Origin of the sequence: Pseudomonas carassii (assembly GCF_036324045.1) — a bacterium.
In the GTDB taxonomy this organism is placed as follows: Bacteria; Pseudomonadota; Gammaproteobacteria; order Pseudomonadales; family Pseudomonadaceae; genus Aquipseudomonas; species Aquipseudomonas peradeniyensis.
In genome coordinates, this window is the sequence record NZ_JAZDCT010000017.1 from 60,829 (window position 1) to 82,249 (window position 21,421).

23 protein-coding genes are annotated in these 21,421 nt (G+C 61.8%); 14 read left to right on the top strand and 9 right to left on the bottom strand.

Features of this window, described 5'->3' with window-relative positions; genetic code table 11:
• Window positions 1-115: 115 nt before the first annotated feature.
• Genes V0R62_RS14460 through V0R62_RS14510 form a run of 11 tightly spaced genes read left to right on the top strand, consistent with a single transcriptional unit; the run spans window position 116 to window position 10,920 of the window.
• Window positions 116-2,437 (top strand): phage tail tape measure protein, encoded by a 2,322-nt coding sequence (locus V0R62_RS14460; protein WP_330104209.1) that lies wholly within the window; start codon window positions 116-118, stop codon window positions 2,435-2,437.
• Complete coding sequence (locus V0R62_RS14465; protein ID WP_330104210.1) at window positions 2,434-3,783, top strand: DNA circularization protein; 1,350 nt, start codon at window positions 2,434-2,436, stop codon at window positions 3,781-3,783. Before V0R62_RS14460 ends, V0R62_RS14465 begins: the two co-directional genes overlap by 4 nt.
• Window positions 3,784-3,787: 4 nt before the next feature.
• Entirely contained in the window at window positions 3,788-4,900 is a 1,113-nt protein-coding gene (locus tag V0R62_RS14470; protein ID WP_330104211.1) for a phage baseplate assembly protein, read from the top strand.
• Window positions 4,897-5,406 carry a phage baseplate assembly protein V gene (locus V0R62_RS14475; protein ID WP_408005687.1) on the top strand — a complete coding sequence of 170 codons (510 nt, stop codon included), beginning with the start codon at window positions 4,897-4,899 and terminating at the stop codon, window positions 5,404-5,406. Before V0R62_RS14470 ends, V0R62_RS14475 begins: the two co-directional genes overlap by 4 nt.
• On the top strand, window positions 5,403-5,801 hold the full coding sequence (locus V0R62_RS14480; RefSeq protein ID WP_330104213.1) for a phage GP46 family protein: 399 nt from the start codon (window positions 5,403-5,405) through the stop codon (window positions 5,799-5,801). Before V0R62_RS14475 ends, V0R62_RS14480 begins: the two co-directional genes overlap by 4 nt.
• Window positions 5,791-6,831, top strand: coding sequence for a baseplate J/gp47 family protein (locus V0R62_RS14485; protein ID WP_330104214.1), 1,041 nt, complete (start codon window positions 5,791-5,793; stop codon window positions 6,829-6,831). Before V0R62_RS14480 ends, V0R62_RS14485 begins: the two co-directional genes overlap by 11 nt.
• Entirely contained in the window at window positions 6,822-7,418 is a 597-nt protein-coding gene (locus V0R62_RS14490; protein WP_330104215.1) for a YmfQ family protein, read from the top strand. The genes V0R62_RS14485 and V0R62_RS14490 overlap by 10 nt, the downstream gene beginning before the upstream one ends.
• A gap of 6 nt (window positions 7,419-7,424) precedes the next feature.
• A complete protein-coding gene (locus tag V0R62_RS14495; RefSeq protein ID WP_330104216.1) occupies window positions 7,425-9,470 on the top strand; it encodes a gp53-like domain-containing protein in 2,046 nt (681 codons plus the stop codon).
• 12 nt (window positions 9,471-9,482) lie between these two features.
• Window positions 9,483-9,965: a phage tail assembly chaperone gene (locus tag V0R62_RS14500; RefSeq protein WP_330104217.1), complete on the top strand. Its 483-nt coding sequence runs from the start codon at window positions 9,483-9,485 to the stop codon at window positions 9,963-9,965.
• A gap of 41 nt (window positions 9,966-10,006) precedes the next feature.
• Complete coding sequence (locus V0R62_RS14505) at window positions 10,007-10,429, top strand: structural protein (protein WP_330104218.1); 423 nt, start codon at window positions 10,007-10,009, stop codon at window positions 10,427-10,429.
• Between the two features lie 17 nt (window positions 10,430-10,446).
• Entirely contained in the window at window positions 10,447-10,920 is a 474-nt protein-coding gene (locus V0R62_RS14510) for a DUF2514 domain-containing protein (RefSeq protein WP_330104265.1), read from the top strand.
• A 15-nt stretch (window positions 10,921-10,935) separates the two neighbouring features.
• Here V0R62_RS14510 and V0R62_RS14515 read toward each other — a convergent pair whose 3' ends face one another.
• Entirely contained in the window at window positions 10,936-11,262 is a 327-nt protein-coding gene (locus V0R62_RS14515) for a DUF2388 domain-containing protein (protein ID WP_236180523.1), read from the bottom strand.
• Window positions 11,263-11,470: 208 nt separating this feature from the next.
• Here V0R62_RS14515 and V0R62_RS14520 point away from each other — a divergent pair, with 208 nt between their 5' ends.
• Entirely contained in the window at window positions 11,471-11,659 is a 189-nt protein-coding gene (locus tag V0R62_RS14520) for a hypothetical protein (protein WP_139673144.1), read from the top strand.
• A gap of 1,077 nt (window positions 11,660-12,736) precedes the next feature.
• Here V0R62_RS14520 and V0R62_RS14525 read toward each other — a convergent pair.
• The 3 genes from V0R62_RS14525 to V0R62_RS14535 all read right to left on the bottom strand — a co-directional run bounded on the left by V0R62_RS14525 (window position 12,737) and on the right by V0R62_RS14535 (window position 14,429).
• Complete coding sequence (locus tag V0R62_RS14525) at window positions 12,737-13,171, bottom strand: HIT family protein (RefSeq protein WP_330104219.1); 435 nt, start codon at window positions 13,169-13,171, stop codon at window positions 12,737-12,739.
• A 4-nt stretch (window positions 13,172-13,175) separates the two neighbouring features.
• Window positions 13,176-13,505, bottom strand: a complete 330-nt coding sequence (locus V0R62_RS14530; RefSeq protein ID WP_330104220.1) for a DHCW motif cupin fold protein — start codon at window positions 13,503-13,505, stop codon at window positions 13,176-13,178.
• Window positions 13,506-13,613: 108 nt separating this feature from the next.
• Window positions 13,614-14,429 (bottom strand): alpha/beta fold hydrolase, encoded by an 816-nt coding sequence (locus tag V0R62_RS14535; protein WP_330104221.1) that lies wholly within the window; start codon window positions 14,427-14,429, stop codon window positions 13,614-13,616.
• Between the two features lie 66 nt (window positions 14,430-14,495).
• Here V0R62_RS14535 and V0R62_RS14540 point away from each other — a divergent pair, with 66 nt between their 5' ends.
• Together V0R62_RS14540 and V0R62_RS14545 are read left to right on the top strand one after the other, a co-directional pair.
• Window positions 14,496-14,798, top strand: coding sequence for an ArsR/SmtB family transcription factor (locus V0R62_RS14540; protein ID WP_330104222.1), 303 nt, complete (start codon window positions 14,496-14,498; stop codon window positions 14,796-14,798).
• 395 nt (window positions 14,799-15,193) lie between these two features.
• Window positions 15,194-15,391, top strand: a complete 198-nt coding sequence (locus tag V0R62_RS14545) for a hypothetical protein (protein ID WP_408005688.1) — start codon at window positions 15,194-15,196, stop codon at window positions 15,389-15,391.
• A 100-nt stretch (window positions 15,392-15,491) separates the two neighbouring features.
• Here V0R62_RS14545 and V0R62_RS14550 read toward each other — a convergent pair whose 3' ends face one another.
• From V0R62_RS14550 to V0R62_RS14570, 5 genes are all read right to left on the bottom strand, one after another.
• Complete coding sequence (locus V0R62_RS14550) at window positions 15,492-16,784, bottom strand: hypothetical protein (protein ID WP_330104224.1); 1,293 nt, start codon at window positions 16,782-16,784, stop codon at window positions 15,492-15,494.
• A 656-nt stretch (window positions 16,785-17,440) separates the two neighbouring features.
• Window positions 17,441-18,484, bottom strand: coding sequence for a purine-nucleoside phosphorylase (locus tag V0R62_RS14555; protein ID WP_330104225.1), 1,044 nt, complete (start codon window positions 18,482-18,484; stop codon window positions 17,441-17,443).
• Window positions 18,485-18,507: 23 nt separating this feature from the next.
• The gene (locus V0R62_RS14560; RefSeq protein ID WP_330104226.1) at window positions 18,508-19,467 is read right to left on the bottom strand and encodes a nucleoside-specific channel-forming protein Tsx; all 960 of its coding nucleotides are present in this window, start codon (window positions 19,465-19,467) and stop codon (window positions 18,508-18,510) included.
• Window positions 19,468-19,806: 339 nt separating this feature from the next.
• Complete coding sequence (locus V0R62_RS14565) at window positions 19,807-19,992, bottom strand: hypothetical protein (protein WP_330104227.1); 186 nt, start codon at window positions 19,990-19,992, stop codon at window positions 19,807-19,809.
• A gap of 297 nt (window positions 19,993-20,289) precedes the next feature.
• Window positions 20,290-21,318: an alpha/beta fold hydrolase gene (locus V0R62_RS14570; RefSeq protein WP_330104228.1), complete on the bottom strand. Its 1,029-nt coding sequence runs from the start codon at window positions 21,316-21,318 to the stop codon at window positions 20,290-20,292.
• Window positions 21,319-21,421: the final 103 nt, after the last annotated feature.

Sequence of the window (21,421 nt, forward strand, 5' to 3'; positions counted from 1 at the left end):
GACCTCGCCTGGTGGTGGAAAGCCACCCCGGGCGAGGTGCTGGGCTGGACCCTCGACACGCTGTTCGAGAGTGAGGAAAACGCGTGGCGCATCAACGCGCTGAAAGGGGGAGGCGGTGGCGGATAAATTCCAACTCAAGGCGCTGATTACCGGCGTCGACAAGCTGTCCCCGGTGCTGAGCGGGGTACGCAAGAACGCCGCGGTACTGCGCAAGCAGCTGAACAGCTCGGGCTTGGGCAAGATCACCTTCGGCGAGGCCCTGCAGGGCGGGGCGATTGCTGCCCCGTTCGTCATGGGCGTGAAGGCGGCCATCGGCTTTGAAAGCGCCATGGCCGACGTCAAGAAGGTGGTCAACTTCGAGTCGCCGGCGCAGTTCAAGGCGATGAGCGATGACGTGCTGAACTTGTCCGAGCGGCTGCCCATGGCGGCCGAGGGGATTGCCAAAATCGTCGCCGCCGGCGGCCAATCGGGCATTGCCCGGGAGGAGTTGGCCAGGTTCGCCGAAGACGCTGTGAAAATGGGCGTCGCCTTCGACCAGACCGCTGAGGAGTCCGGCAGCATGATGGCGACATGGCGGACAGCTTTCCGCATGACCCAAGATGGCGTGGTGGAGCTCGCAGATCAAATCAACTACTTGGGGAACACGGGGCCAGTCAACACCAAGCAGCTCTCCTCGATCGTGACCGAAGTGGGTGCATTGGGCGAGGTGGCGGGCTTTTCGTCGGCGCAGATCGCGGCAATCGGCGCCACTATGGTCGGTGTGAAGCAGGATGTTGCTGCTACGGGCATCAAGAATTTCATGCTTGCCATGACCAAGGGCACGGCGGCGACCAAGTCGCAGGCCGAGGCCTTTAAGTCGCTGCGCCTGGACTCCAAGAAAGTCGCAGAGGGGATGCAGAAGGATTCGCAAGGCACCATGCTGGACTTGCTCAAGCGGATCTCTGAGGTGGACGCGGCCAAGCGTCCGGCGCTGCTGACTAATCTGTTTGGCAGTGAGTCGGTGGCGGCTATCACCCCGCTCTTAACCAACTTGAAGCTGCTGAAAAGCAACCTGGCCAGTGTCGGGGATTCGACAAAGTATGCCGGCTCCATGGAAGGGGAGTACACGTCGCGGGCGGCGACGACGGCTAACGCTTTGCAGCAGTTGCAGAACCGGGTCACGCGCCTGGGCATCACGGTCGGCAGCATGTTGCTACCACCGCTCAATGACTTCATGGCGACGGTGGGACCGATCATCAGCAGCGTGACCAGCTTGGCCGGGGCGCATCCCTGGCTGATCAAGGGCCTGCTGGGTGCGGCCGTGGGCTTCACCGTGCTGCGTTTGGCCACGGCCGGGGCCACGGCGGCCCTGGCCATGATGAACGGTGTCGCGAGCATGAGCCCGGTGGGCATGATCGTGCGCGGCATCGCCATTGCCGCCGGCATCCTGATCGCCAATTGGTCGACCGTGGCGCCGTACTTCCAAGCGGTGTGGGCCAAGATCAAGGCCCCGGCGCTGGCTGTGTGGGAGTGGATGAAAGCCGCTTTCGCCTGGTCGCCGCTGGGCCAAATCGTGGCCAACTGGGGACCGCTGACGCAGTTCTTCAGCGCGTTATGGGGGCTGGTGAAAGCGCTGTCGGTGCCGTTCTTGGGCTTCCTCAAGACAGTGTTTGCCTGGTCGCCACTGGGCCTGATCGTGGCGAACTGGGGGCCGCTGACGGCATTCTTCGGCGCGCTGTGGGAGGGGGTCAAGGCGCTGTCGGTGCCGTTTCTCGACTTCCTCAAGACGGTTTTCGAGTGGTCGCCACTGGGTCTGATCGTCAAGCACTGGGAGCCCATCACGGGCTTTTTCAAGGGGCTGTGGGACAAGCTTCGGCCCATCGTTGAGCCGATGATGAAGTTCCTGGGCTTTGACGGCGAGTCGAGCGGCGACGGCGTGATCAGCGCGGCGACGGCCAAGGTCAACGACTGGACTGAACAGCAGAAGGCGCGCAACGCCGCCGGCGAGCCGGTGCCGGGCGCATTGGTCAAGCCGATGGTGCAGCCGGTGCAGTTGATGCCGGAGGCCACCAGCGTGGCCAGCTTGATGCGTGCGCCGGATCAGCCGGGACCGTGGGCGTCGATGCCGCTGTCGGCCTCGCAGATGGCCGAGCATGCGCAGGAAAGCCTAGCCAAAGGGCTGACCCCGCAGGAGGCGGCGAAACGCGCTGAAATGGGCCTCCTGTCGCGTCCTGGGCAAACCAGTCTGTCGGCGCCGGCACCCGGTGCCCTGGCCGCGTCGCGGGGTTCCCTGGTGCAGCAGGCGACCCAGGCCAGCAAAGCCCAGCTGGAAGGGCAAATGGTCGTGCGCTTCGACAATGCCCCGCCCGGCATGCGGGTGGAGCAGGCCGACACCAACCAACCCGGGCTGCAGGTCAGCCCACAAGTGGGCTACCGATCCTTGGGGAGGGCGTCATGAGTACCTGGCGTGATCAGCTGCACCCGGCCTCATTCCGGGGCGTGCCGTTCCACGTCGACAGCGACAGCATGCCGGCGGGACGGCGTACACAGACGCATGAATACCCGCAGCGGGACAAGCCCCTGGTGGAAGACCTGGGCCGCGTCACGCGGGAAATCAAGCTGGCGGCGTTTGTGATCGGGGAGGACTGCTATTTTCAGCGTGACAACCTGCTCAACGCCCTGGACAAGCCCGGGGCGGGGGAACTGGTCCACCCCTGGTATGGCCGGCTGACAGCCACCGCGACAGTCTGCAGTGTCAGCCATGAGCGCCGCGAGGGCGGCATGGTCCGCTTTGACCTGGTGTTCGTGGAGGACGGCGAGAAGGGTTTTCCTGCCGGCGTGCCGAACACGGCGCGGCAGCTGGAGGACTCATCGGAAAGCCTGCTTGAGTCGGCGATTGCCCGGTACAAGGCCGCGATGGCGGTGGTCAACCGGGCGCGCCTGGCGGTGGTCGCGCTGCAGAATGGCATTGCCGGGGTGCAGATGGCCATTGCCTCGGAGCTTCGCCAACTGACTGGCCTGGTCAGCTCGGTCGAGGCGCTAGCCGACATGCTGATCAACGCCCCGGGCAACTTCGCGGCGATGATCCGGGGGCAGTTCGCCAGTGTCGGCGGCAGTTCGCGGTCGTCCGGCTATCGCTGGGGGGCGTCGAGCGGCGGCGAGTCAGCCAGTCTGGAGGCCGACCCGGAGTTTGCCCGTACCGTCGCGGCGCTGCCCGAGGCTACGCCGGAATTTTCAACCTTCGCCGAGTCCAGCCGGGCCATCACCGGCCAGGTGGAGCAAGCCCGCCAGTTGGCCAACGCTCCGCCGCCGGCCGGTGGAACAGACACCGTCGCCGTGGTCACCGCTGCCCGCGAGCTGATGCGCGATGCGCTGATCGTACTGGCCGTGCGCGAAGCGGTGGCCATGCCGGTGGTACAGGCGCCCGAGCCGTTGACCGGATTCGCCACCCTGGAGCAGCAGGTGGTGACCCCGATCCAGCGCCCTGAGGTGCCGGTGACGGCCGACGTGGTTGCGCTGCGTGACGCCATCAGTGACGCGCTGTGGATGGCCGCCCTGGCGTCGCCGGTCGAGCACGTCGAGCGGCTGGAGGTGGTGCGCAACCAGGTACGGGCACATCTGACCGAGGTGGCCCGCGCCGGCGTGCGGCTGAGCGAGGTCACCACACGGGAAAGCCTGCCGGCGGTGGTGCTGGCGTACCAGCGCTACGGCGATGCGACCCGCGCCGAGGAAATCGTTACGCGTAACAAGGTGCAGCACCCGGGGTTCCTACCCGTAGGGGCGTTGACCATCGCTCGAGAGTGAAACCATGGACCATCAAAACGCTGTCACGCTGAGCGTGAACGGCCTGGATTATCGAGGCTGGAAGAAAGTCAGCATCAGTGCCGGCATCGAACGCCAGGCTCGGGATTTTCGCCTGGGTGTGACGTGGAGCTGGCCGGGCCAGGTGCAGGAAATCCCGGTGCGCCAGGGCGACCACTGCGAAGTGCGGATCGGCGCCGACCTGGTGCTGACGGGCTGGGTGTTCGGCACGCCGATCAGCTACGACGCCCGCAGCGTCGAACGGTCGGTCGCCGGCCGCTCGCTGACTGCCGACCTGGTGGACTGCTCGGCGGTGAACAAGCCCGGCCAGTGGCGCGGGCAGAGTGTGCAGAAGATCGTGCAGGCGCTGGCCGAGCCCTACGGGGTGCGGGTGCTGAGCGAGGTGGCGGAAACCACCAAGCTGGCCGACCACCAGATAGAGCCCGGCGAAACCGCCTTCGAGTCCATCGACCGCCTGCTGACGCTGTCGCGGCTGCTGTCGACCGATGACGCCCGGGGGCGGGTGGTGATCATCAAGCCGGGCAGCGCCGGCCGCGCCGTCGACCGCCTGGAACTGGGGCAGAACCTGTTGACCGGCAGCGCCGAGCTGGATTTCTCGGGGGTGTTTTCCGAGTACCGCGTCACTGGCCAGCGCTCGGGCACCGACACTGACTACGGCGCGGCGGCTAGCGAAGTGAAGGCCGGCGTCACCGATCCGCGTGCCTCACGGCGCCGGGTGCTGCTGATCCACGAAAGCGGCCAGATGACCCCGGAGCTGGCCCAGGCGCGGGCCAACTGGGAGCGCGGCAGCCGGATGGGTAAGGCGCTGACCCTGCGTTACAAGATCCAGGGCTGGCGGCAGTCCACCGGCGCCCTGTGGGTGCCGAACATGATCGTGCGCGTGGTCGATCCGCTGATCGGTATCGACCGCGACATGCTCATCAGCGAAATCGAGTACGTGCTCGATGACGCCGGCACCGTGGCCAACATCGTGGTAGGCCCGCCGGATGGCTTCGACCCCGAGCCGAAAGACCCGCACAAGTCGCGCAAGCTCAAGAAGGGCGGCAAGGCCGACAACTTCGAATACCTCATCCCCGCCGACTGGAAGCCTGGCCAATGAAACCCATGAGAAATTTTCTCGCCCGGGGTGTGGTCGCCCTGGTCGATGCCAGCCGCAAGCTGCAGGGCCTGCAGATGCGCCTGACCGCCGACGAAGTGAAAGACGGTATGGAGCACTTCGAGCCCTACGGCTTTACGTCCAACCCGCTGCCCGGCGCCGAGGCCCTGGCAGCGTTCCTGGGCGGCGACCGCTCCCATGGGGTGGTCGTCTGCGTCGCCGATCGGCGCTTTCGCCTGCAGGCGCTCAAGAGCGGTGAGGTGGCTATTTACACCGACGAGGGCGACTGCCTGCACTTCAAGCGTGGCCGCTTGATCGAGATCCAGACGCTGACGCTCAAGGTCAAGGCCGATACGGCCGTGGAGTTCGACACGCCAGTGATTCGCACCACGGGCCAGATCGTGTCGCAGGGCGACCAAGTCGCCGCCGGCGTTAGCCAGGTCAACCACCCGCATGAGGGCGTGGCGAAGGGCAACCAGCAGAGCGGTAAGCCGGTGGTGACGGTATGACGCTGCTCGCTGCCGAGTCCGAACGCGCCTGGCAGCGCGCCGTGGTGATCAGCCTGTTGACCTGGCGCCGCGCCGACGACGGCGACCTGCTGGACGACGACCAGCGTTACGGCTGGTGGGGCGACACGTTCCCGACCCTGGCCAATGACCGCATCGGGTCACGCCTGTGGCAGCTACGCCGGCGCACGCTGACCTACGACACGGTGCGCACGGCCGAGGCGTTCGCCCGCGAGGCGCTGCAGTGGGCGGTGGATGACGACCGGGTGAGCGCCGTTACGGTAACGGCGTCGCGCAAGGTCGACCGCCTCGACATGCAGGTGCGGGTCGGCCTGCGCGATGGCCCGGTGATCGATGTTCAACTAGACAACCTGTGGCAGGTGATCAATGCCGTTTGAAATCCCAACATTGCCCGCCCTGGTGGCCAGGGCACAGGCCGATTTGGCCGGTGGCAGCGCCCTGGTCCGTTCTGACGCCGAAGTGCTGGCCCGCGTGCTGGGCGCGGCGTCGTCCGGCCGCTACGGTCACCAGCGCTACATTGCCGACCAGATCCTGCCGGACACTGCCGACGACGAAACCCTGCTGCGCATGGCCCAGGCGCGGCTTAAACGCGGCCGCCTGGAGGCCGTGAAGGCGAGCGGGGCGGCAACCTTCACCGGCGCCGCCTCGGCGCTGCTCGATGCCGGCACGCTGCTGCAGCGCGATGACCAGGTGCTGTTCAGGGTGCGGGCTTCGGTCAAGTTGACCAGCACCGAAGGCGTCGCCCAGGTTGAGGCCCTGGAGCCGGGCGAGCTGGGCAACACGCCCGCCGGCACGCAGCTGCGCCTAGTGTCGCCGGTACTGGGCGTCAATGACACGTTCACTGTGACGGCGCCGGGCCTGACCGGCGGCACCGAGCAGGAGAGTATCGAGGCCCTGCGCGCTCGGGTGATCCGTTCGCACCGGGTCATTGCCCACGGCGGCAGCAAGAGCGATTACGAGACCTGGGCGCTGGAGGTCGCCGGGGTGACCCGGGCCTGGGTGGTGCGGCGCTGGGTAGGACCGGGCACGGTGGGGGTGTTCTTCGTGCGCGATGGCGATATCGACATCATCCCGAACGCCGAAGCTATCGCCGCAGTGGCCGCCTACATCGAGCAGGAGCGGCCCGTCACGGCCGAGGTGTACGTGCTACCGCCGGCAGAGAAACCGGTGCAATACCAGCTGTCAGTCACCCCGGACAGCAGTGCGGTACGCCGCGCCGTGGAAGCCGCCCTGGTAGACCTGCACAACCGTGAATCGGAGTTGGGCGCCACGTTGCTGGCCACCCACATCGCCGAGGCTATCAGCGGCGCGGCGGGTGAGCGCGATCACAAGGTCATCAGCCCTGCCGGCGACGTGCAGGCCGCCGCTAATGAGCTGCTGACCTATGGGGGTGTGCTGTGGTCGTGAGGACGGTGGAGGACTACTACGCCCAGTTGTGCGCGCTGCTGCCGCCGGGGCCAGCCTGGGATCGCGAGCTCAACCCCGGCGTCGACCAGGTGCTGCAGGCCGCGGCCCAGGAGCTGGCCACCGAGGACCGCCGCGCTGCCGACCTGCTGGCCGAGAGCGAGCCCGCCACGGTGCGCGAACTGGTACCCGATTGGGAGCGGGTCATGCAGCTACCCGACCCTTGCATGGGCGATTCGCCGGCGTTTGCTGATCGGCAATTGGCCGTGCGCCGTCGGCTGCTGGAGGTCGGTGGGCAGACGCCGGCCTACTTCGTGGAGCTGGCCTTTTCGCTGGGCTACCGCAATGCCCGCGTGATCGAGCACCGGGCGCCGCGCTTCGGCCGGTCGCGCTTCGGCTCGGCCCGCTTCGGTACCTGGGGCGCACAGTTCATGTGGACCCTGGAGACGGGGCCACGTCTGGCTCAGGGCAGCCGCTTCGGATTCAGTAATTGGGGCCAAACCTTCGGCGGTGCTGCCAACGGCGCGCTGGAATGCCTGGTTAGCCGCGCCGCCCCCGCGCACACCCTTGAAACCATTACCTACGGATAACGCGATATGGACTACCCGAAACGCATTCCCAACGTCGGCCTGGTCGGCGGCAAATTCGTTGACGAAAACGTCAGCACGGGCCTGCCTGGCTCGCTGATCCCGTCCGCATGGGGTAACGCGGTCACTGACGAGCTGTTGGCCGTGATCAAGGCCGCCGGCCTTGCGCCAAGCGAAGACAACAACGCCCAGCTGCTGCAGGCGATCCAAGGCCTTGCCGCAAGTGACATTAAACGCGCCGTGCGCGTGGCTACCACGGGACCTATTGCTCTGTCTGGCCTGCAGACGATTGACGGCGTGGCCTTGGCCGATGGTGACCGGGTGTTGGTGAAAAATCAGGCCAATGCCGCGCAGAACTGGATTTACACGGCATCTGCTAACGCATGGGCGCGGTCGCTGGATGCGAACGAGAACGCGGAATGCACCCCGGGTCACCTGATCATCGTGCAGGCTGGCACGGCCTACGCCGGTACCATGTGGCAACTGACCAACACGCTGCCGCCGCAGGTCGGTACCACGCCGCTGACCTTTGCCATCCTGTATGGCAAAACGGGCGTAGCGGCGGGCGACTACCGGAAGGTTAGCGTCGATGCACTGGGCCGTGTGACGGCGGGAGCCAATCCGACCACGCTGGCCGGGTACGGCATCGTTGATGCTGCGCCCCTTGATAGCCCGGTCTTGACCGGTACGCCCACGGCGCCGACGCCAGCCCCGCTGGATGTCAGTCAGAAGCACGCAACGACGGCATTTGTTTATGCGGCTCTGCACGGCTTGGCCGGTGTTGATGTGGCGGGTGCCGGTGAGTTTGTGCTGACTGATGACCAAGCGGGCAAGGGGATGATTTACCTGACGGGCGCCCTGACCGGCGACCGTACGATCATCCTGCCGCGAGGGGTGAGGCGCTACACGATCCGCAATGCCACGTCGTACCCCTTCAAACTCACGGTGAAGATGAGCATCGGGGCGGGCGTAGTGATTACCCAAGGCAGGATCTCGAGTGTCTTTACAGACAACGCGAACACCTTCCTCGCGCAGACCGATTTTGCCGGGGCGGCACTGACCGATACGCCGACCGCTCCCACAGCGGCTGTGGGCACGAATACCGACCAAATCGCGACGACGAAGCACCTTCGCGACACGCTGGGCGCGCATGGCCTGGGCGTCTCCAAGGTTCTAAAAGGGGATATCGATGCGCTAGGGGCGCCCAGTGGTTTCTACTCGTTCAGTGCCGGAACAACGGGGTTTGCCGAGTATTCGTCGCTGATCAAGCTGCCATATGTCGACGACCGCTTCAGCGCTCAGATCGGCCTTGTGCTCAGTGGCGCAGAGCCGAAACTGGCGTTTCGTACTTGTTATCAGCCCAACGAGTGGGGGCCGACTCGGTACGCCTGGCATGACGGCAACTTTAACCCGGCAACCAAGTCAGACCGGGCCACCACGTACAGCAAGCTGGAAGCCGACGCCGCAGTGCGGAACACGTTAAACGCCTATGGCCTTGGCGCTACTAACACTGGCTCTGTGAGCGCTGCTAACCAGTTGCCGACCCTGTCGTCGGGGCATTACTACTACCCTGCCGAACTCTCGCCTTACGGTGCATATGCGTTCGTGCAGCGCACAACATACGCTGGCAATCGTGGTTTCGAGGTCGCGAACATTCCCTACACGGACCGTTTCATGGGGCGTAGCAGCAATGCCGATGGTTCATGGCGTGCGCCTGTTGAGCTCGCGACAGTACCGGCTTTGCAAGCCGGGGTTGAAGGTATTTTGGCTGGCTTGTCGATCAACAAAGCGCCTAATGGATACATCAAATTTCCGGCCTCTATGGGCGGGCTGATCTTGCAATGGGGCAACGTAGCGCCAGTCCCTGCCGCTGGCACTACGATTACATTCCCGATGGCGTTCCCTAACACCGTGTTTGGGGTCTACCCCAGCATCATTACCCCGACGACGGACGACTACGAAATCATGGTCTCGAATGTGGGCCTGCAGAACTTCGTGCTTCGCTCCCATGCGGTGCAAATCCCCAATGCCTATTGGTTTGCAATCGGCTGCTGATCAGGAGTTGAAATGAAAAAGTTTTACAGTGCCGGCACCGGCGGCTTTTACGGTGAAGATGTGCACGGTCCGCGTCTGGTTGAGGGAGAGGGTGGCGAGCTGATCGCAAACCCTGATTGCGGAATCCCGGTGGATGCTGTCGAGATCAGCAGCGAGGAGCACGCCGAGCTATTGGCTGGGCAGAGCAGTGGCAAGCGGATCACGGCAGACAAGACCGGTTTTCCTGTACTGACTGACCCGCTCCCGCCCACGCAGGAAGAGGCGGCTGCAATGGAGCGGCAATGGCGCGACGGCGAGCTGCAGGCCGCTATCTGGCTGCGTGAGCGTCACCGGGATCAGCAGGAGATTGGCGCCGGTACATCGCTGGCGGCGGATCAGTTCAAGGCGTTGCTGGTGTACATGCAGGCCCTGCGTGACTGGCCCCAGTCGGAACAATTCCCCGAGATCGAGCACCGGCCTGTCGCGCCGCCCTGGATCGCCGAACAAACCCAATGAAGCCCCGCACAGTCGGGGCTTTTTCTTGCCTGGAGAAAACCATGACTCACTTGCTTCCTCGCGGCGTGCGCAATCGCAACCCGGGAAACATCGATTTCAACCCCGCCAACGACTGGGTTGGCCAGATCGGTAAAGAGCCCGGCGGCCGATTCTGCATCTTCGACACGCCGGAGAATGGCATTCGTGCGCTCGGCAAGCTGTTGCAGACCTACTACAACAAGCACGGCCTGCGCACTGTGGCGGCGATCATCAAACGCTGGGCGCCGGAGATAGAGAACGACACCGATGCCTATATCCGCACCGTAGCGCAGCGCTGTGGCCTTGCCCCGAGCGATCCGATCAAGGACATCAAGAACCAGCAGGTCCTGGGCGGCCTGGTGCACGCGATCATCAAGCACGAAAACGCGAATTACGAGTACCCACCGGACGTATTCGCGGCAGGCCTGCGGAGGGCGTTAGCGTGAAGATCTGGGGCGTGCGGGTGGTCGCACTGCTAGGGGTAGTCGGGTCGTATTGGCTCGTCTACCAGCACGGTCGATCTGTGGAGCGTGCCGAGGCTACAGCGGCATCAGCGCAGCGGGACAGTGGCGACCGCCTGGCTGAAGTGCGGGGCGAGCGCGGGGAGCGGATAAAGGAGCAACAGCGCGTCGACGCGCAAGAGGAGGTGAGGGCACATGCTCAGAAACAACGAACGATCGCTGAAGGCGCTGCTGCTGGGGCTAATGCTGCTGGCCAGCGGCTGCGCGACGAAGCCGGCAAGCTTGCTGCCAACGTCGGTTGCCCCAGCACGGATCCCGCCATTGCCGTTCGAGGCGAAGCAGCCCGCCGCGCCGCTATGGTGCTCTCCGACTTGCTCGCACGGGCTGATGCGCGAGCGGGAGAGCTGGCGGCAGCGCTTGACCGCGCCCGAGTAGCGGGCCTGGCGTGTGAGCAGGCCTATGACAGCCTCAAATGAGGGGGTGTGTAGGCTTTAAAGCGAAGTTGCGATCGCAAGAGCCAACTGCTCATCAGTCATGTACGGTTGGTTAAAAGCCGAGTGATAGTAACGAACGGCTTGTTCGAACTGGGCACCTCGGATCTCTCCGCCTGATCCGATGTAAGCCAGCGCGTCGAGCTTTGCCGACTTCAAAGTTGAGGGCCCCCAGACCGTTAGCGCTGTGGTTCCGCCAATGATAATGAAGGGGAAAATTGTCGTGCCAAAGGTTGCACTTTCGAAAGGATTATTCGTTTCGTGGGCCATTGCAGGAGCGCAAGCATAGGCCAGAAAAAGCATGCCTAGAGTTCTCAAGAGTTCCATTCCTAACTTGCTTCCTGCTGCCCTGTCGAAGGAGGCCACCATAGCAGAGAAACAAGTTTCAGGTGTTAGGTACTGAGCGAGATAAGGCATCAGCGACCGGTGGTGGCAACGCTCTACCGCGCTCGAGTAGCTGGCCTGGCGTGCGAGGCGTCCTATAATGCCCTGACCAAGCCAGTAGAGTTGTGCCGTGAAGCGAACCATCGAAGGAATGATAGAGGCGGGCGAACCGCTTATTCGCGAGGCTATTGAGGCTCTGCGCACCTACCACAATGCTCAGGACACAGGAGCCCCGGCTGAAGAGGTTGAGCGCCTGCGTCAGATTGCAGAGTCGAGCTTTCAAGCGGTGACTGATTATCAGCTTTATGCTTTGGGTCATCAGCCGCTATCCCGCCATTGAGCTTTGTTTCGATCAACAGGGAATTGGGCTGTTATGGCCCGCAGGTCATTCACACGCAGCGATGGGTTGGACTGCTCGCTTGAGCCTGCCGAAGGCTTTAGGCAGCTCAAGCAGTAATGCTGCGAATCGTTCCGATTTGGGTCGTTTTCTGTGCTTGAAATGATTTCTTACAACTAGACCTTGGTATTATTTCTTTTTGCAGGAAGATCCGGATGAGCGGTAGTAAGCCCCAATTTCTTGCTCGGCGGACATTATGTAATCTCGCCGACATTTAGCGCTAGGCTTCGCGGGGGCTTTGGGGTGGTAGAGCAAGAGCAAAATCTGGTCATTGCTGACTGGACGGGTAGGTACCTTGGTGCGGGTGTGCTAAGAGAGTCAGAATATGATCAAGCCCTAGCAGTAGCCCAGCGTCTTCAGCATTCCGGCTTGGTAAGCTCAACAGAGTGGATTGCAATGGTTCGCCAGGCCAATGCAGCGCTGCTGATGTGCGCTGAAGGCGACTGGACTTAGCCGGTTTTGTCTTATCCAGAAAAGAAAAGCCCGCAGGGGAGCGCGGGCGAACGTAGGTGATCGGATGAGCCTTCACTGTGCAGGATTTGACGTGAAAAAAGCGTGAAGGCAAAAAGGCCAGAATCTCCCCTGGTTTCCTAGAGCTTCTAAAATCGGTTCCAAAACTGAAATTACGACCCTTGGGCTATGCGGCCTGTAGCCGAGCCACCTCGGGTTAGTTTTGGAATCGATTTTTGCGTTGACGCCTTGATAAATGGATGCTTATGGTACGGTCTTGAAAACCGTCGATGGGCAACTATCCTAGAGTTCGAATCTCTACGCTTCCGCCATATTCAAAGCCCTGACATTGTCAGGGCTTTTTGCGTTTTTGGGGTTGGAAAATGCCCGGGAGGGCGTTCTGGGAGGGGCGGGTGAGTGGGTTTTGATCGCATGTGGGCGGGCAGGGGCCTGGCGATAGCCTTACAGTGTTCCTGAGATCGAGCGCCGCCCGCGCGGCGCTCGATCTCTTAGGCGCTGCATCCCTTTCGGTGAGCACCTCGAAAGGCAGGCTTTTGGCGAGGTCTACGGTCACTTTCCTTGGAGTACCAGCGTCAGCTCGCTTCGAATTTTTCCATGTCTCTCCTCTGCGTAGAGGGGCGCCGATGTCCAGTCGTAAAACCATGCGGGCATTCTACGTTTTTCGTCCGGCTCGTTGGCATAGCGAGGAAATAGGTGGCAATGCAGTTCGGGCTCGGAGTTCCCAAGGATTTCATAGTTGATCCGCAGGGCTCCAGTAACCTGTAGCAGCGCATCTCCAAGTCGAGCCATGTCGAGGAGGTAAGCCGCCCTGGATTCTGAGTCCAGATCGTTCAGGCTGGGTACCACAGGGTCAGGCAGCAAGAGGCAATAGCCTTCAAGAAATTGCACATCGCCCATCACCGCCCAGCCTGATTGCATTCTGCAGATTACTTTGTCGTTAGCGCCGTTACGCGCCAGTTCCACACGCTGTGTAATCAGAGACATTTGGTCAGTCCACAATAAAGAGTTTGGCTCCAGTAGGCGTCGACGACCGGTGCGCCTGCGCATTGTCCCCCACTTGATAGCTCATGCCCGGCTGCAGTGTGAACGTCCGACCGTCCTCCAGTTCGGTGTCCAGTCGACCTTCCAGGCAGAACAGGATATGACCCTTCCGGCACCAAGGATCGGCCACATATCCTGGGGTGTACTCAACCCATCGAACCCGAACTTCCCCAAGCAGACAGGTACGCCAATACGCAGTACCGTTTTCGCCCGGATAAGCGACCGGATCGATCTTTGACCAGTTCGTTGTGCCAAACGGGATTGCTGTCAGCTCCATGACAACCTCGCAGAAACAGAGAGGCCTGAACCGTACCGATGAAATCGCTCTGCCGATAGGGACAGACCGCTGGGAATTTGGACATACAGACTGGTCAGCGAACCTGCCTCAGGGGCCAAGCTGCTTCAACACCGCCGCCACAATCGCTTCCGGCCTGTCTTCCTGCATCAGGTGGCCTGAATTCTCTACTCGGACGCAGGGCTGTCGGGAGATAAGCCCAGCAAGACGCTCCCCTTGGGGATAGGGAATCCAGGCGTCCTCCGAGCCCCAAAGTACCGATACGGGGCAGTCCAGCTTCCCGTAAAGCGGCTCGATTTCGTCGGTGTAGCGCTGATTCATCTGTGCGATCTGCCTGTAGAAGGCCGCCTGGCCAATCGGCCCCAGCCATGGAGCGCTGTACGCTTGCAGGGCTTCGTCACTGAGGGGGTTGGCCGCAGCGGTTTGCAGATAGGCTGCCAGCAGCGCTCGGTGCATGTAGTCGGGCATCCCGGAAAAGGCGGCCTCATATTGACGGACATGCTGAACGAAAGGAGAGCCCCAGGGTGCCAGGGCGACCGCATCAAAAATGGTGAGTGACGCATAGCGCAGGCCGTTAAGGTAGTACGCGCGCAGCGCTGTCGCGCCTCCAAAGTCATGGGCCAGGACATCAGGGCGCTCGATGCCCCATTCCTCGAAAAGCGAAGCCAAGACGTTGTTCTGGATCGCCAATGAAACGTCCTGGCCCTCTCTCATTTCAGACAGGCCATAGCCAACCAGGTCGAAGTAATACACGGTTCTGCGGTCAGCGAGATGAGGTATGACGCGCCTCCATACCTGCGAAGAGAAGGGGGTGCCATGGATGGCAACCAGCGGCGCGCCGGTCCCCATTTTCCCCCATCTGACGGTGTTGCCTTCGATGCTCGATGCGTAGGGTAGATCCAACATGGGCTCACCTCACATTGTCATTTAGCTAAATGACTATATGATGCAGGCATGGACAGATCAATACAGATGAAAGCGATGAGCAGTGAGGTCCGCATGGCGATACTTCGCTTGCTCGCAGCACCTCGTGACCACTTCGCTGAACAATGGTCGGCAGACCCCGTCGAGTTCGGCGTCTGCATGACTCTTATCGCGAGTGCGCTGGGTATTGCCCAGCCAACAGCGAGCCGTCACCTTGAGATTCTCAAGCAGGCGAGGTTCATCTCGGTTTCAAAGCAGCAAAAATGGTCGTACTGCAAGCGTAATGATGCCGAGATTCTCGAGTACCTAGAGTGGCTCAGGCTTGAGTTGTCGCCAGGTAGCAGTGTCTAGCCATTTGGATTCGCTGGTGTCTCGCAGTACAGCAGGCGATCCGCTTCACCGCAGGCCAACAAGGAGAGTGAGTGCCAATGGGCAAAAGGTTGGAAAGGGTCCGAGAGTGGCTCACGCCACCTCGACGTATCTGGGCAGGCGTAGGTCTGTTAGTCGCGTATTTTTTGATTCCAGCAGTCAGTCCAGGGGCGACGGTGGATTGGCTGATAGGGCCAGCAGCCGTTTTTCTCATGGGCGGCATCATGCCCGAGTCGACCAGAAAACAATAAGGCACTGATGTGCATCACGCAGGATCGGTGAACAAGCTCAGTTGATCTGCAGACTTCCTTTGGTGATGGCATGTTGCTACATTGCGCGCCGCCCATTTCCAAGGATTGAAGCTCAACATGAAACCAATGCTTTTTCTGGCAATTATTGCGACTAGCGCTGCTTTGAGCGGCTGCGTTGTCCAAAGCTCCTACAGTAAGACCATTGCTGTCACGAAGGATGCCGAGGGAAAAGTCGTGCAGACCGTTGAAACCGAGACTGTCGTTCAGCCTGGCCAGGGCTATCCAATGCGCCTTCAGTTGATCAAAGGCATTCAACCAAACTGATCAGTGTCTGTGGGTAGAACCCATCATCCGGCGGTTTCTTGTCCGGGTTGATCAGGGGCAGTTGTCCACAACTGCCCCTGGGCTCAAGCCGGTGGCTGATTCAGCAGGCTTGCTGGCTGGGACTGGTTGGACGTAGGTGCCTGTTTAAGTACAGGCCCGCCTGAAAGCTCAGCAAGGTGCGGTAGCCGGCGTACGCGACCAGAACGCATGACATGATGACCAGCAGGCGCGCATTGAAGATGCCCCCTCTGGCCACCAGCATGAATCCAAGGCCACAGAACAGCATGGTGAAGCCGACAAGGCCAGGCGCGCGGGTCCGCCTGGCGATACCGAAGATCATGAGTGTCTGGACGAGCGCCACAACGATCCAGTCTGCATAGAACGCCCATTCCCCCAAATGCATAAGCACATTTGCCTTGAGCGGGAAGGTGATGTTCGTGCCCCGTTTAGCAACGTGGGGATAGACTTCCCGGGTTTCAGCCGTGGATACAGGCTTGCCCGGCATCAGTTGGCGAGGGACGAAAAGCGTCATCGCATCTTCGAGGGCATACGCCCTGGGTTTGACTTCGTGATTCCTGATAACCCTGAGGACGTCCTCCGAGATGAAGGCGGCGTTATAGTTCAGGTCTTCGAAGCTTTCCGTGGGCGCAACTTTTTCGCGGGAAAGCTTAGGTTCGTTTGCAGGCTTCCCTGCATGGGTTACCGACTCGGTGGGGGTGTCCGGTGCACGCATCTCGGTAACGGCGAGGAAGGATGCCCCCATGGAGGCGACGGCGAGTGTGGCTGCGATCAGGAATTTCCAGAAGCCCACCCGCTGAAACATCAGCATGACAATGAACATGAGCGCGAACAGGATCAGGATCCCGCGCCCACCGCTGAATGACACGATCAGCAGGCCCAACAAGAGGAAGGTGCCGTTTTTCTTGGCCACACCGCCAAAGTACATATCCATCAACTGAAGAAACAAGGCCGAATACATGGCGAGGACCATCCAGGCTCCACCGTCAGTGGCTTTGTAACTGTACAGCGGGTAGTTCTCGACTACGTAGTGGAGGGAGAGTGTTCCCAATGAGCTGTAGATGTTCAGTGCCAAGAGGCCAAGGGTGCCAGTTGTAATAAGCAAGAGCACCAGCGTTGACAAGCGTTCACGGGTGGGTTGGAAATCGTCGAGCAGGCCGGCGCGTCGAGATACCCGATAGCCCAGGAAGGCGACGACGAGTGCGCAAACGATGTCGATGAATGCACCACCATTCAAATAGGTGGAAGTCAGGAGCGGATATTTTTCGGCGTCAAGATAACGACCGATGAACAAAATCTGGTAAGCCGTATAGCATCCAAGCGGTCCAACCAAGATCAGTGCTGCTTTCTTGGTATTGTTATTGAAAATTTTCATCCGTTAGGTTGTCCCATTTTTGAACACTCCATCATCAGTTGGCCCCTTTGATTGTAGTTGAGGATTGAGGGGGTAACGGCGGCTAGTTCGAGGGCTGCTGCGGTAGCAGCACCATCGGGGCAGAACAGAGAATCAGGAACAGAGCTTACGTAATCCAGCACGGGCTCGGAATGATGTCACATTCATTACGTCAGCATGCAGCCGTTCGTCATGGGCCATGGTGCTGGAGTCGTCAGGGTCTCTGGCGGAGCTCGTCGGGCGGTCATCTGGCAGGGCGCGGGGAGCGGACTCACTGCGGTGCTCGCGGTCTAAGCGTCGTCGACGCCCCTTCAGCCCTTCCCTGCACCCCGTTCAGGTAAGCCAGCATTGTTGTTCCTCCGTTGATGTTGCTCCCCGGTACTATTCTGCTCATGTAGCAATTCGTGCATGTGCGGAAGTTCCCGCGGCAATAAAAGAATGATCTTGCCTATTTGCTAATGAGAATACTTTCTCCTGACGTTTACTGACGCAGCTCAAAGTCTTGAATGTAAATGATGTGGCGAGCGGCTCAAGAGCAAGTTCGGAGTCACGGCTGATAAGCCAGTATGAGGTGCAAATGTTTCAATTGTTTGGTTTGCGTTAGCCGCTGCTGATTGGATATCGAGTGGGGCATGCGCTCAATCTTCCGGGACCCCTTTTTCCCAAGTCGCCCAGTTCTTCAGGATCTCCTGTACCAGTGGATTGGCGGTCCGATAGAGATTCTCCAGCGCCGGAACAAAACCGCCCTGGTCGGCATACTTGAGCAGATTCTCAACTTCGCTGCCCCCAGGCTCAGGCCGGTCGAAGTCAGAGCCCGCCCGCACCACCGCCACCCGCTGCACATCCACCAACCCTTCACGACTGGCCCGCAGCAACGCTTCATAGGTGGAGTTATCCTCCTGCTGGGTAGTGCAGTACGCCCCCTTGTTATCCGTCAGCAGCCGAGTCCAGACCTCGGCCCGCTCGCTCAAGCGCGTCCCGGAAAACCAGGTGTTGCCTGCCACGGTGTCACACCGCGTCACGACCGGCGGCTGGTTGGCCGGCGCCATCGGATATTTGAGACGCCAGGCCGCCGATTCCTTGCTTTCGCTCAGGCTCGCTCCGCGCGACAGGGCATAGGCCTTGGCCTGAAGCTTCGGATTGAGCTCGAAGACCTCGGTCTTGTAATCCAGCGGCGGTTTCTCGTTCGGCCCCTTGGTGTTGATCCCCAGGTAGCCCGTCGGCCAGTCCTTGGGCGCATCTCGCGAGTCCAGCTCCCACTGGGTGCCGAACTCCACCAGGTAATGGGCCCAGGCGGTGGTGCCGAGGGTTCCGTATTTCGGATTGATCCCGGCAATCCCCGCGACCAGGAAGTAGCTCTTGCGCAGGTCGAACTTCGGCGACAGCGTCAGTGCCAGGGTCGAGGCCGCAGCGTTGGTTTGGCCCATGCCGGTGACCAGCAGGCAGACGTCCTGGCTGTTGCAACGGATCAGCGGATACTCCGCCGACAGGCCCGGCACACGCACCTCCTGCTTCAGCTCCAGGCGCTCGATCCAGTGCTGGGCCTCGGGGGCGAACATGGTGATCAACATCACCTTGGGCTTGATCGGCGGCGCAGCCGTCTCGCCGGCCTGGGCCAGCGAGGTGAGCAGGATGCCGCAGGTCAGGCCCACGGCGAGGGAAAGACGGTGCATCGGGTGCATGCGAGCCTCCATGGCGCAAGTGATCAGAACTGGTAGCCGACCCCGGCGTAATACCCCCAACCATTGGACCGACCGCGGAAATCGCCGTCGCCGAAATTCAGCTGGCTGCCGTCCTGCCAGTTGCCGCCATTGTGGAAATGGCGGCCCACCAGGGTGAAGCGCAGGTGGGTGAAGGCGTACAGCAACACGTTGGTGGATACCGTGGCATTGGCCGTGCGGTTGGGGTTGTCCTTGTGCAGGTCTGAGCCGAAATCGAAGTTGGTGAAGCCGATATAGGTCAGCGAGGCGCCGTTGTCGAACTTGCCGAGGGGCACGATGTACTTGAGCTGGGCCCGGTAGCCGTCCCAGGAGTACTCGTTACTGGCACCATAGTTTTCCCACTGGTAGCGGCCGTAGAAGTTGGCCGACAGGTTGACCCGCGAATGGGTGTCGATGTCGGTGCCCAGGCCGCTGTACAGGGTGTTGGCGCGGTTGGCGCTGTTGCTGCCGTGGTCGTAGATCCAGTCGAAGGCTACGTACCACTCCTTGAACGGGCCGACCGCCAGGCTGCGTCCGGCCAGGTAGTCGATGGAGATCCGCGGCTCGTGTTCCATGAACAGCGGTGAGCCGTGATCCCACGCGCCTTTGTCATGGCTGTTGCCGATGTCGAGGATCTTCGGGATGTCGATGTAGCCGTACAGCTCGAACGGCCCCTTGCGGCCGAAGTACTCGTATTCGAGGTAGATATCGTCGACAGGGCGGGGGCCGAAACTGATGTCCTTGGTGCCGATCAGGGTGAAGTTCTGGTTGTACCAGTCCGACAGGTAGGGGCCGGATTTGGCGGGCGCGGCGGCGGGGCTCAGGGCCTCGCCCTGGGCCGACTCGTTGGGGGCGGTGTCCTGGGCGTGGGTGGTGACGCTGAGTAGTCCCGTAACAGCGCCCAGTAGCAGGGAGACAGCCAGGGGGGAGCGAGCCGCTGTGCGGAGGGAAGCAGGTTGACGCATTGAAAGTCCTTGTTCATGCGGTGTTAGCCCCAAGAGGCTGGGGTGAGCGACAGATGTGGCGATTGTTCGCTTAATTGTTTTGAGCAAACGTTTGCATACTCTGTACCAACCTGCCAGAGGTCTTGGAAATTAAAGCTGAATTCGGGGTTTTAGTTGACCTTACGGTTAGAAAATTGCCCTGAAATCGGGCGCGGGATGGGGGCAGGGTCGAGCATGAGGCGGTCATGCTGAGGGTGAGGATGAAAGAGTCGTGGGCTCATCACGGGTGGGCTGGGCGATGGGCCTGCGGCGGCTCATGAGGACGAGCCACAAATCCATCGCCATCTACTTGGCATCACTTCACTGCAGGGTCTTGGGCTTCCTCCCTTGGGAAGCTTCCTTCAATCCCTGCTCCATCCGCCCGATCACTTGCGCCAGTATCGCCGCTCTTTCCAGCTCTCCCGACGCCTTCATCCGTGCATGATCCCGGCGCAGGTTCAGCAGGCATTTCTGCAGTCCAAGCGCCGAGCTGTCGTAGTTGTCCATGTTGTTCTCACTGGCCGTGGGCATCCCTGCCGTTGTAGGAAAGCCTCGACGGTATCAGGTCAATTCCCCCGCCAATACTGATTATTCATACACCGGCTCACAAACCCGTAGAAACGTCCTACAGCGATAAAAGAGGCGTCTTACAGGATGGCTGGGATGAATGTTTCGGCATGCTTCGGCTCATTTTGCGGCAGGCCCCGGAGTACAAGGCCTGCCATGGAACAGACGGGTTGCAGAGACAATCCGTGCATCCTGGCACCCGGCACGCACCACTGAAACGATATGTTGCAATTGCCCTTAAAGATGATCCGCATCCACCACCGCCTTGACGAACGCCTCGGGCGCCTCCTGCGGCAGGTTGTGGCCGACGCCGCCGCTCACCAGGCGGTAGGCGTACTTGCCGGTGAAGCGCTTGGCGTAGGCCTCGGCCGGTGGATGCGGCGCGCCGTTGGCATCGCCTTCGAGGGCGATGGTGGGCACGCCGATGGCGGGGAAGGTGGCCAGCTTCGCCTCCAGCGGGTCGTAGCGGGTCTCGCCCTGGGCCAGGCCGAGCCGCCAGCGGTAGTTGTGCACGGTGATGGCGACCTGGTCGGGGTTGTCCAGGGCCTTGGCGCTGCGCTCGAAAGTGGCGTCGTCGAAGGCCCACTGTGGCGAGGCGGTCTGCCAGATCAGCCGGGCGAAGGCGTGGCGGTTGCTGTCGTAGCCGGCACGGCCGCGCTCGGTGGCGAAGTAGTACTGGTACCACCACTGCAGTTCGGCGCTGGGCCGCAGCGGGGCCTTGGCGGCTTCCTGGCTGCTGATCAGGTAGCCGCTGACCGACACCAGCGCCTTGACCCGCTCGGGCCACAGGGCCGAGACGATATCGGCGGTGCGCGCGCCCCAGTCGAAGCCGCCGAGTACGGCGCGCTTGATCTGCAGGGCGTCCATGAAGGCGATGACGTCACTGGCCAGGGCGGCGGGCTGGGCGTTGCGCGGGGAGTTCGCGGAGAGGAAGCGGGTGTCGCCGTAGCCGCGGGCGTAGGGCACCAGCACCCGGTAGCCTTGGGCGGCCAGTTGTGGCGCCACCTGCTCGTAGCTGTGGATGTCGTACGGCCAGCCGTGCAGGAGGATCACTACCGGGCCGTCGGCGGGGCCTTGTTCCACGTAGGCGACGTCCAGTACGCCTGCCTGGACATGCTTGAGCGGGCCGAAGGGGGTGGACTGGCGGGTTGCGGCAGGCGAGCTGGTTTCCTCGGCCTGGCCGGGGGTGGCGGTCAGCAGGGCCAGGGGCAGCAGGGTGCAGGCGAGCAGGGCTGAGCGGTTGAGGCGGTTGGCGGTGGCGAACATGGTGCATCTCCTTGGCGGGCCATCGGTGTGGGCTGGATGGCGTGTAGTTAAGGAGGTGGCTGTGTCCGGGGTGTGTCGGGTGGTGGTGGGGTGGACGTTTGTG

What these genes read in the sequence shown, in the direction of transcription:
- V0R62_RS14550 (WP_330104224.1), bottom strand. Translation starts at nt 16,784, where the DNA reads ATGAAAATTTTCAATAACAATACCAAGAAAGCAGCACTGATCTTGGTT.
- V0R62_RS14465 (WP_330104210.1), top strand. Translation starts at nt 2,434, where the DNA reads ATGAGTACCTGGCGTGATCAGCTGCACCCGGCCTCATTCCGGGGCGTG.
- V0R62_RS14495 (WP_330104216.1), top strand. Translation starts at nt 7,425, where the DNA reads ATGGACTACCCGAAACGCATTCCCAACGTCGGCCTGGTCGGCGGCAAA.
- V0R62_RS14505 (WP_330104218.1), top strand. Translation starts at nt 10,007, where the DNA reads ATGACTCACTTGCTTCCTCGCGGCGTGCGCAATCGCAACCCGGGAAAC.
- V0R62_RS14500 (WP_330104217.1), top strand. Translation starts at nt 9,483, where the DNA reads ATGAAAAAGTTTTACAGTGCCGGCACCGGCGGCTTTTACGGTGAAGAT.
- V0R62_RS14570 (WP_330104228.1), bottom strand. Translation starts at nt 21,318, where the DNA reads ATGTTCGCCACCGCCAACCGCCTCAACCGCTCAGCCCTGCTCGCCTGC.
- V0R62_RS14470 (WP_330104211.1), top strand. Translation starts at nt 3,788, where the DNA reads ATGGACCATCAAAACGCTGTCACGCTGAGCGTGAACGGCCTGGATTAT.
- V0R62_RS14515 (WP_236180523.1), bottom strand. Translation starts at nt 11,262, where the DNA reads ATGGAACTCTTGAGAACTCTAGGCATGCTTTTTCTGGCCTATGCTTGC.
- V0R62_RS14560 (WP_330104226.1), bottom strand. Translation starts at nt 19,467, where the DNA reads ATGCGTCAACCTGCTTCCCTCCGCACAGCGGCTCGCTCCCCCCTGGCT.
- V0R62_RS14475 (WP_408005687.1), top strand. Translation starts at nt 4,897, where the DNA reads ATGAAACCCATGAGAAATTTTCTCGCCCGGGGTGTGGTCGCCCTGGTC.
- V0R62_RS14565 (WP_330104227.1), bottom strand. Translation starts at nt 19,992, where the DNA reads ATGGACAACTACGACAGCTCGGCGCTTGGACTGCAGAAATGCCTGCTG.
- V0R62_RS14555 (WP_330104225.1), bottom strand. Translation starts at nt 18,484, where the DNA reads ATGCACCCGATGCACCGTCTTTCCCTCGCCGTGGGCCTGACCTGCGGC.
- V0R62_RS14520 (WP_139673144.1), top strand. Translation starts at nt 11,471, where the DNA reads ATGATAGAGGCGGGCGAACCGCTTATTCGCGAGGCTATTGAGGCTCTG.
- V0R62_RS14540 (WP_330104222.1), top strand. Translation starts at nt 14,496, where the DNA reads ATGAAAGCGATGAGCAGTGAGGTCCGCATGGCGATACTTCGCTTGCTC.
- V0R62_RS14535 (WP_330104221.1), bottom strand. Translation starts at nt 14,429, where the DNA reads ATGTTGGATCTACCCTACGCATCGAGCATCGAAGGCAACACCGTCAGA.
- V0R62_RS14530 (WP_330104220.1), bottom strand. Translation starts at nt 13,505, where the DNA reads ATGGAGCTGACAGCAATCCCGTTTGGCACAACGAACTGGTCAAAGATC.
- V0R62_RS14525 (WP_330104219.1), bottom strand. Translation starts at nt 13,171, where the DNA reads ATGTCTCTGATTACACAGCGTGTGGAACTGGCGCGTAACGGCGCTAAC.
- V0R62_RS14480 (WP_330104213.1), top strand. Translation starts at nt 5,403, where the DNA reads ATGACGCTGCTCGCTGCCGAGTCCGAACGCGCCTGGCAGCGCGCCGTG.
- V0R62_RS14485 (WP_330104214.1), top strand. Translation starts at nt 5,791, where the DNA reads ATGCCGTTTGAAATCCCAACATTGCCCGCCCTGGTGGCCAGGGCACAG.
- V0R62_RS14545 (WP_408005688.1), top strand. Translation starts at nt 15,194, where the DNA reads ATGCTTTTTCTGGCAATTATTGCGACTAGCGCTGCTTTGAGCGGCTGC.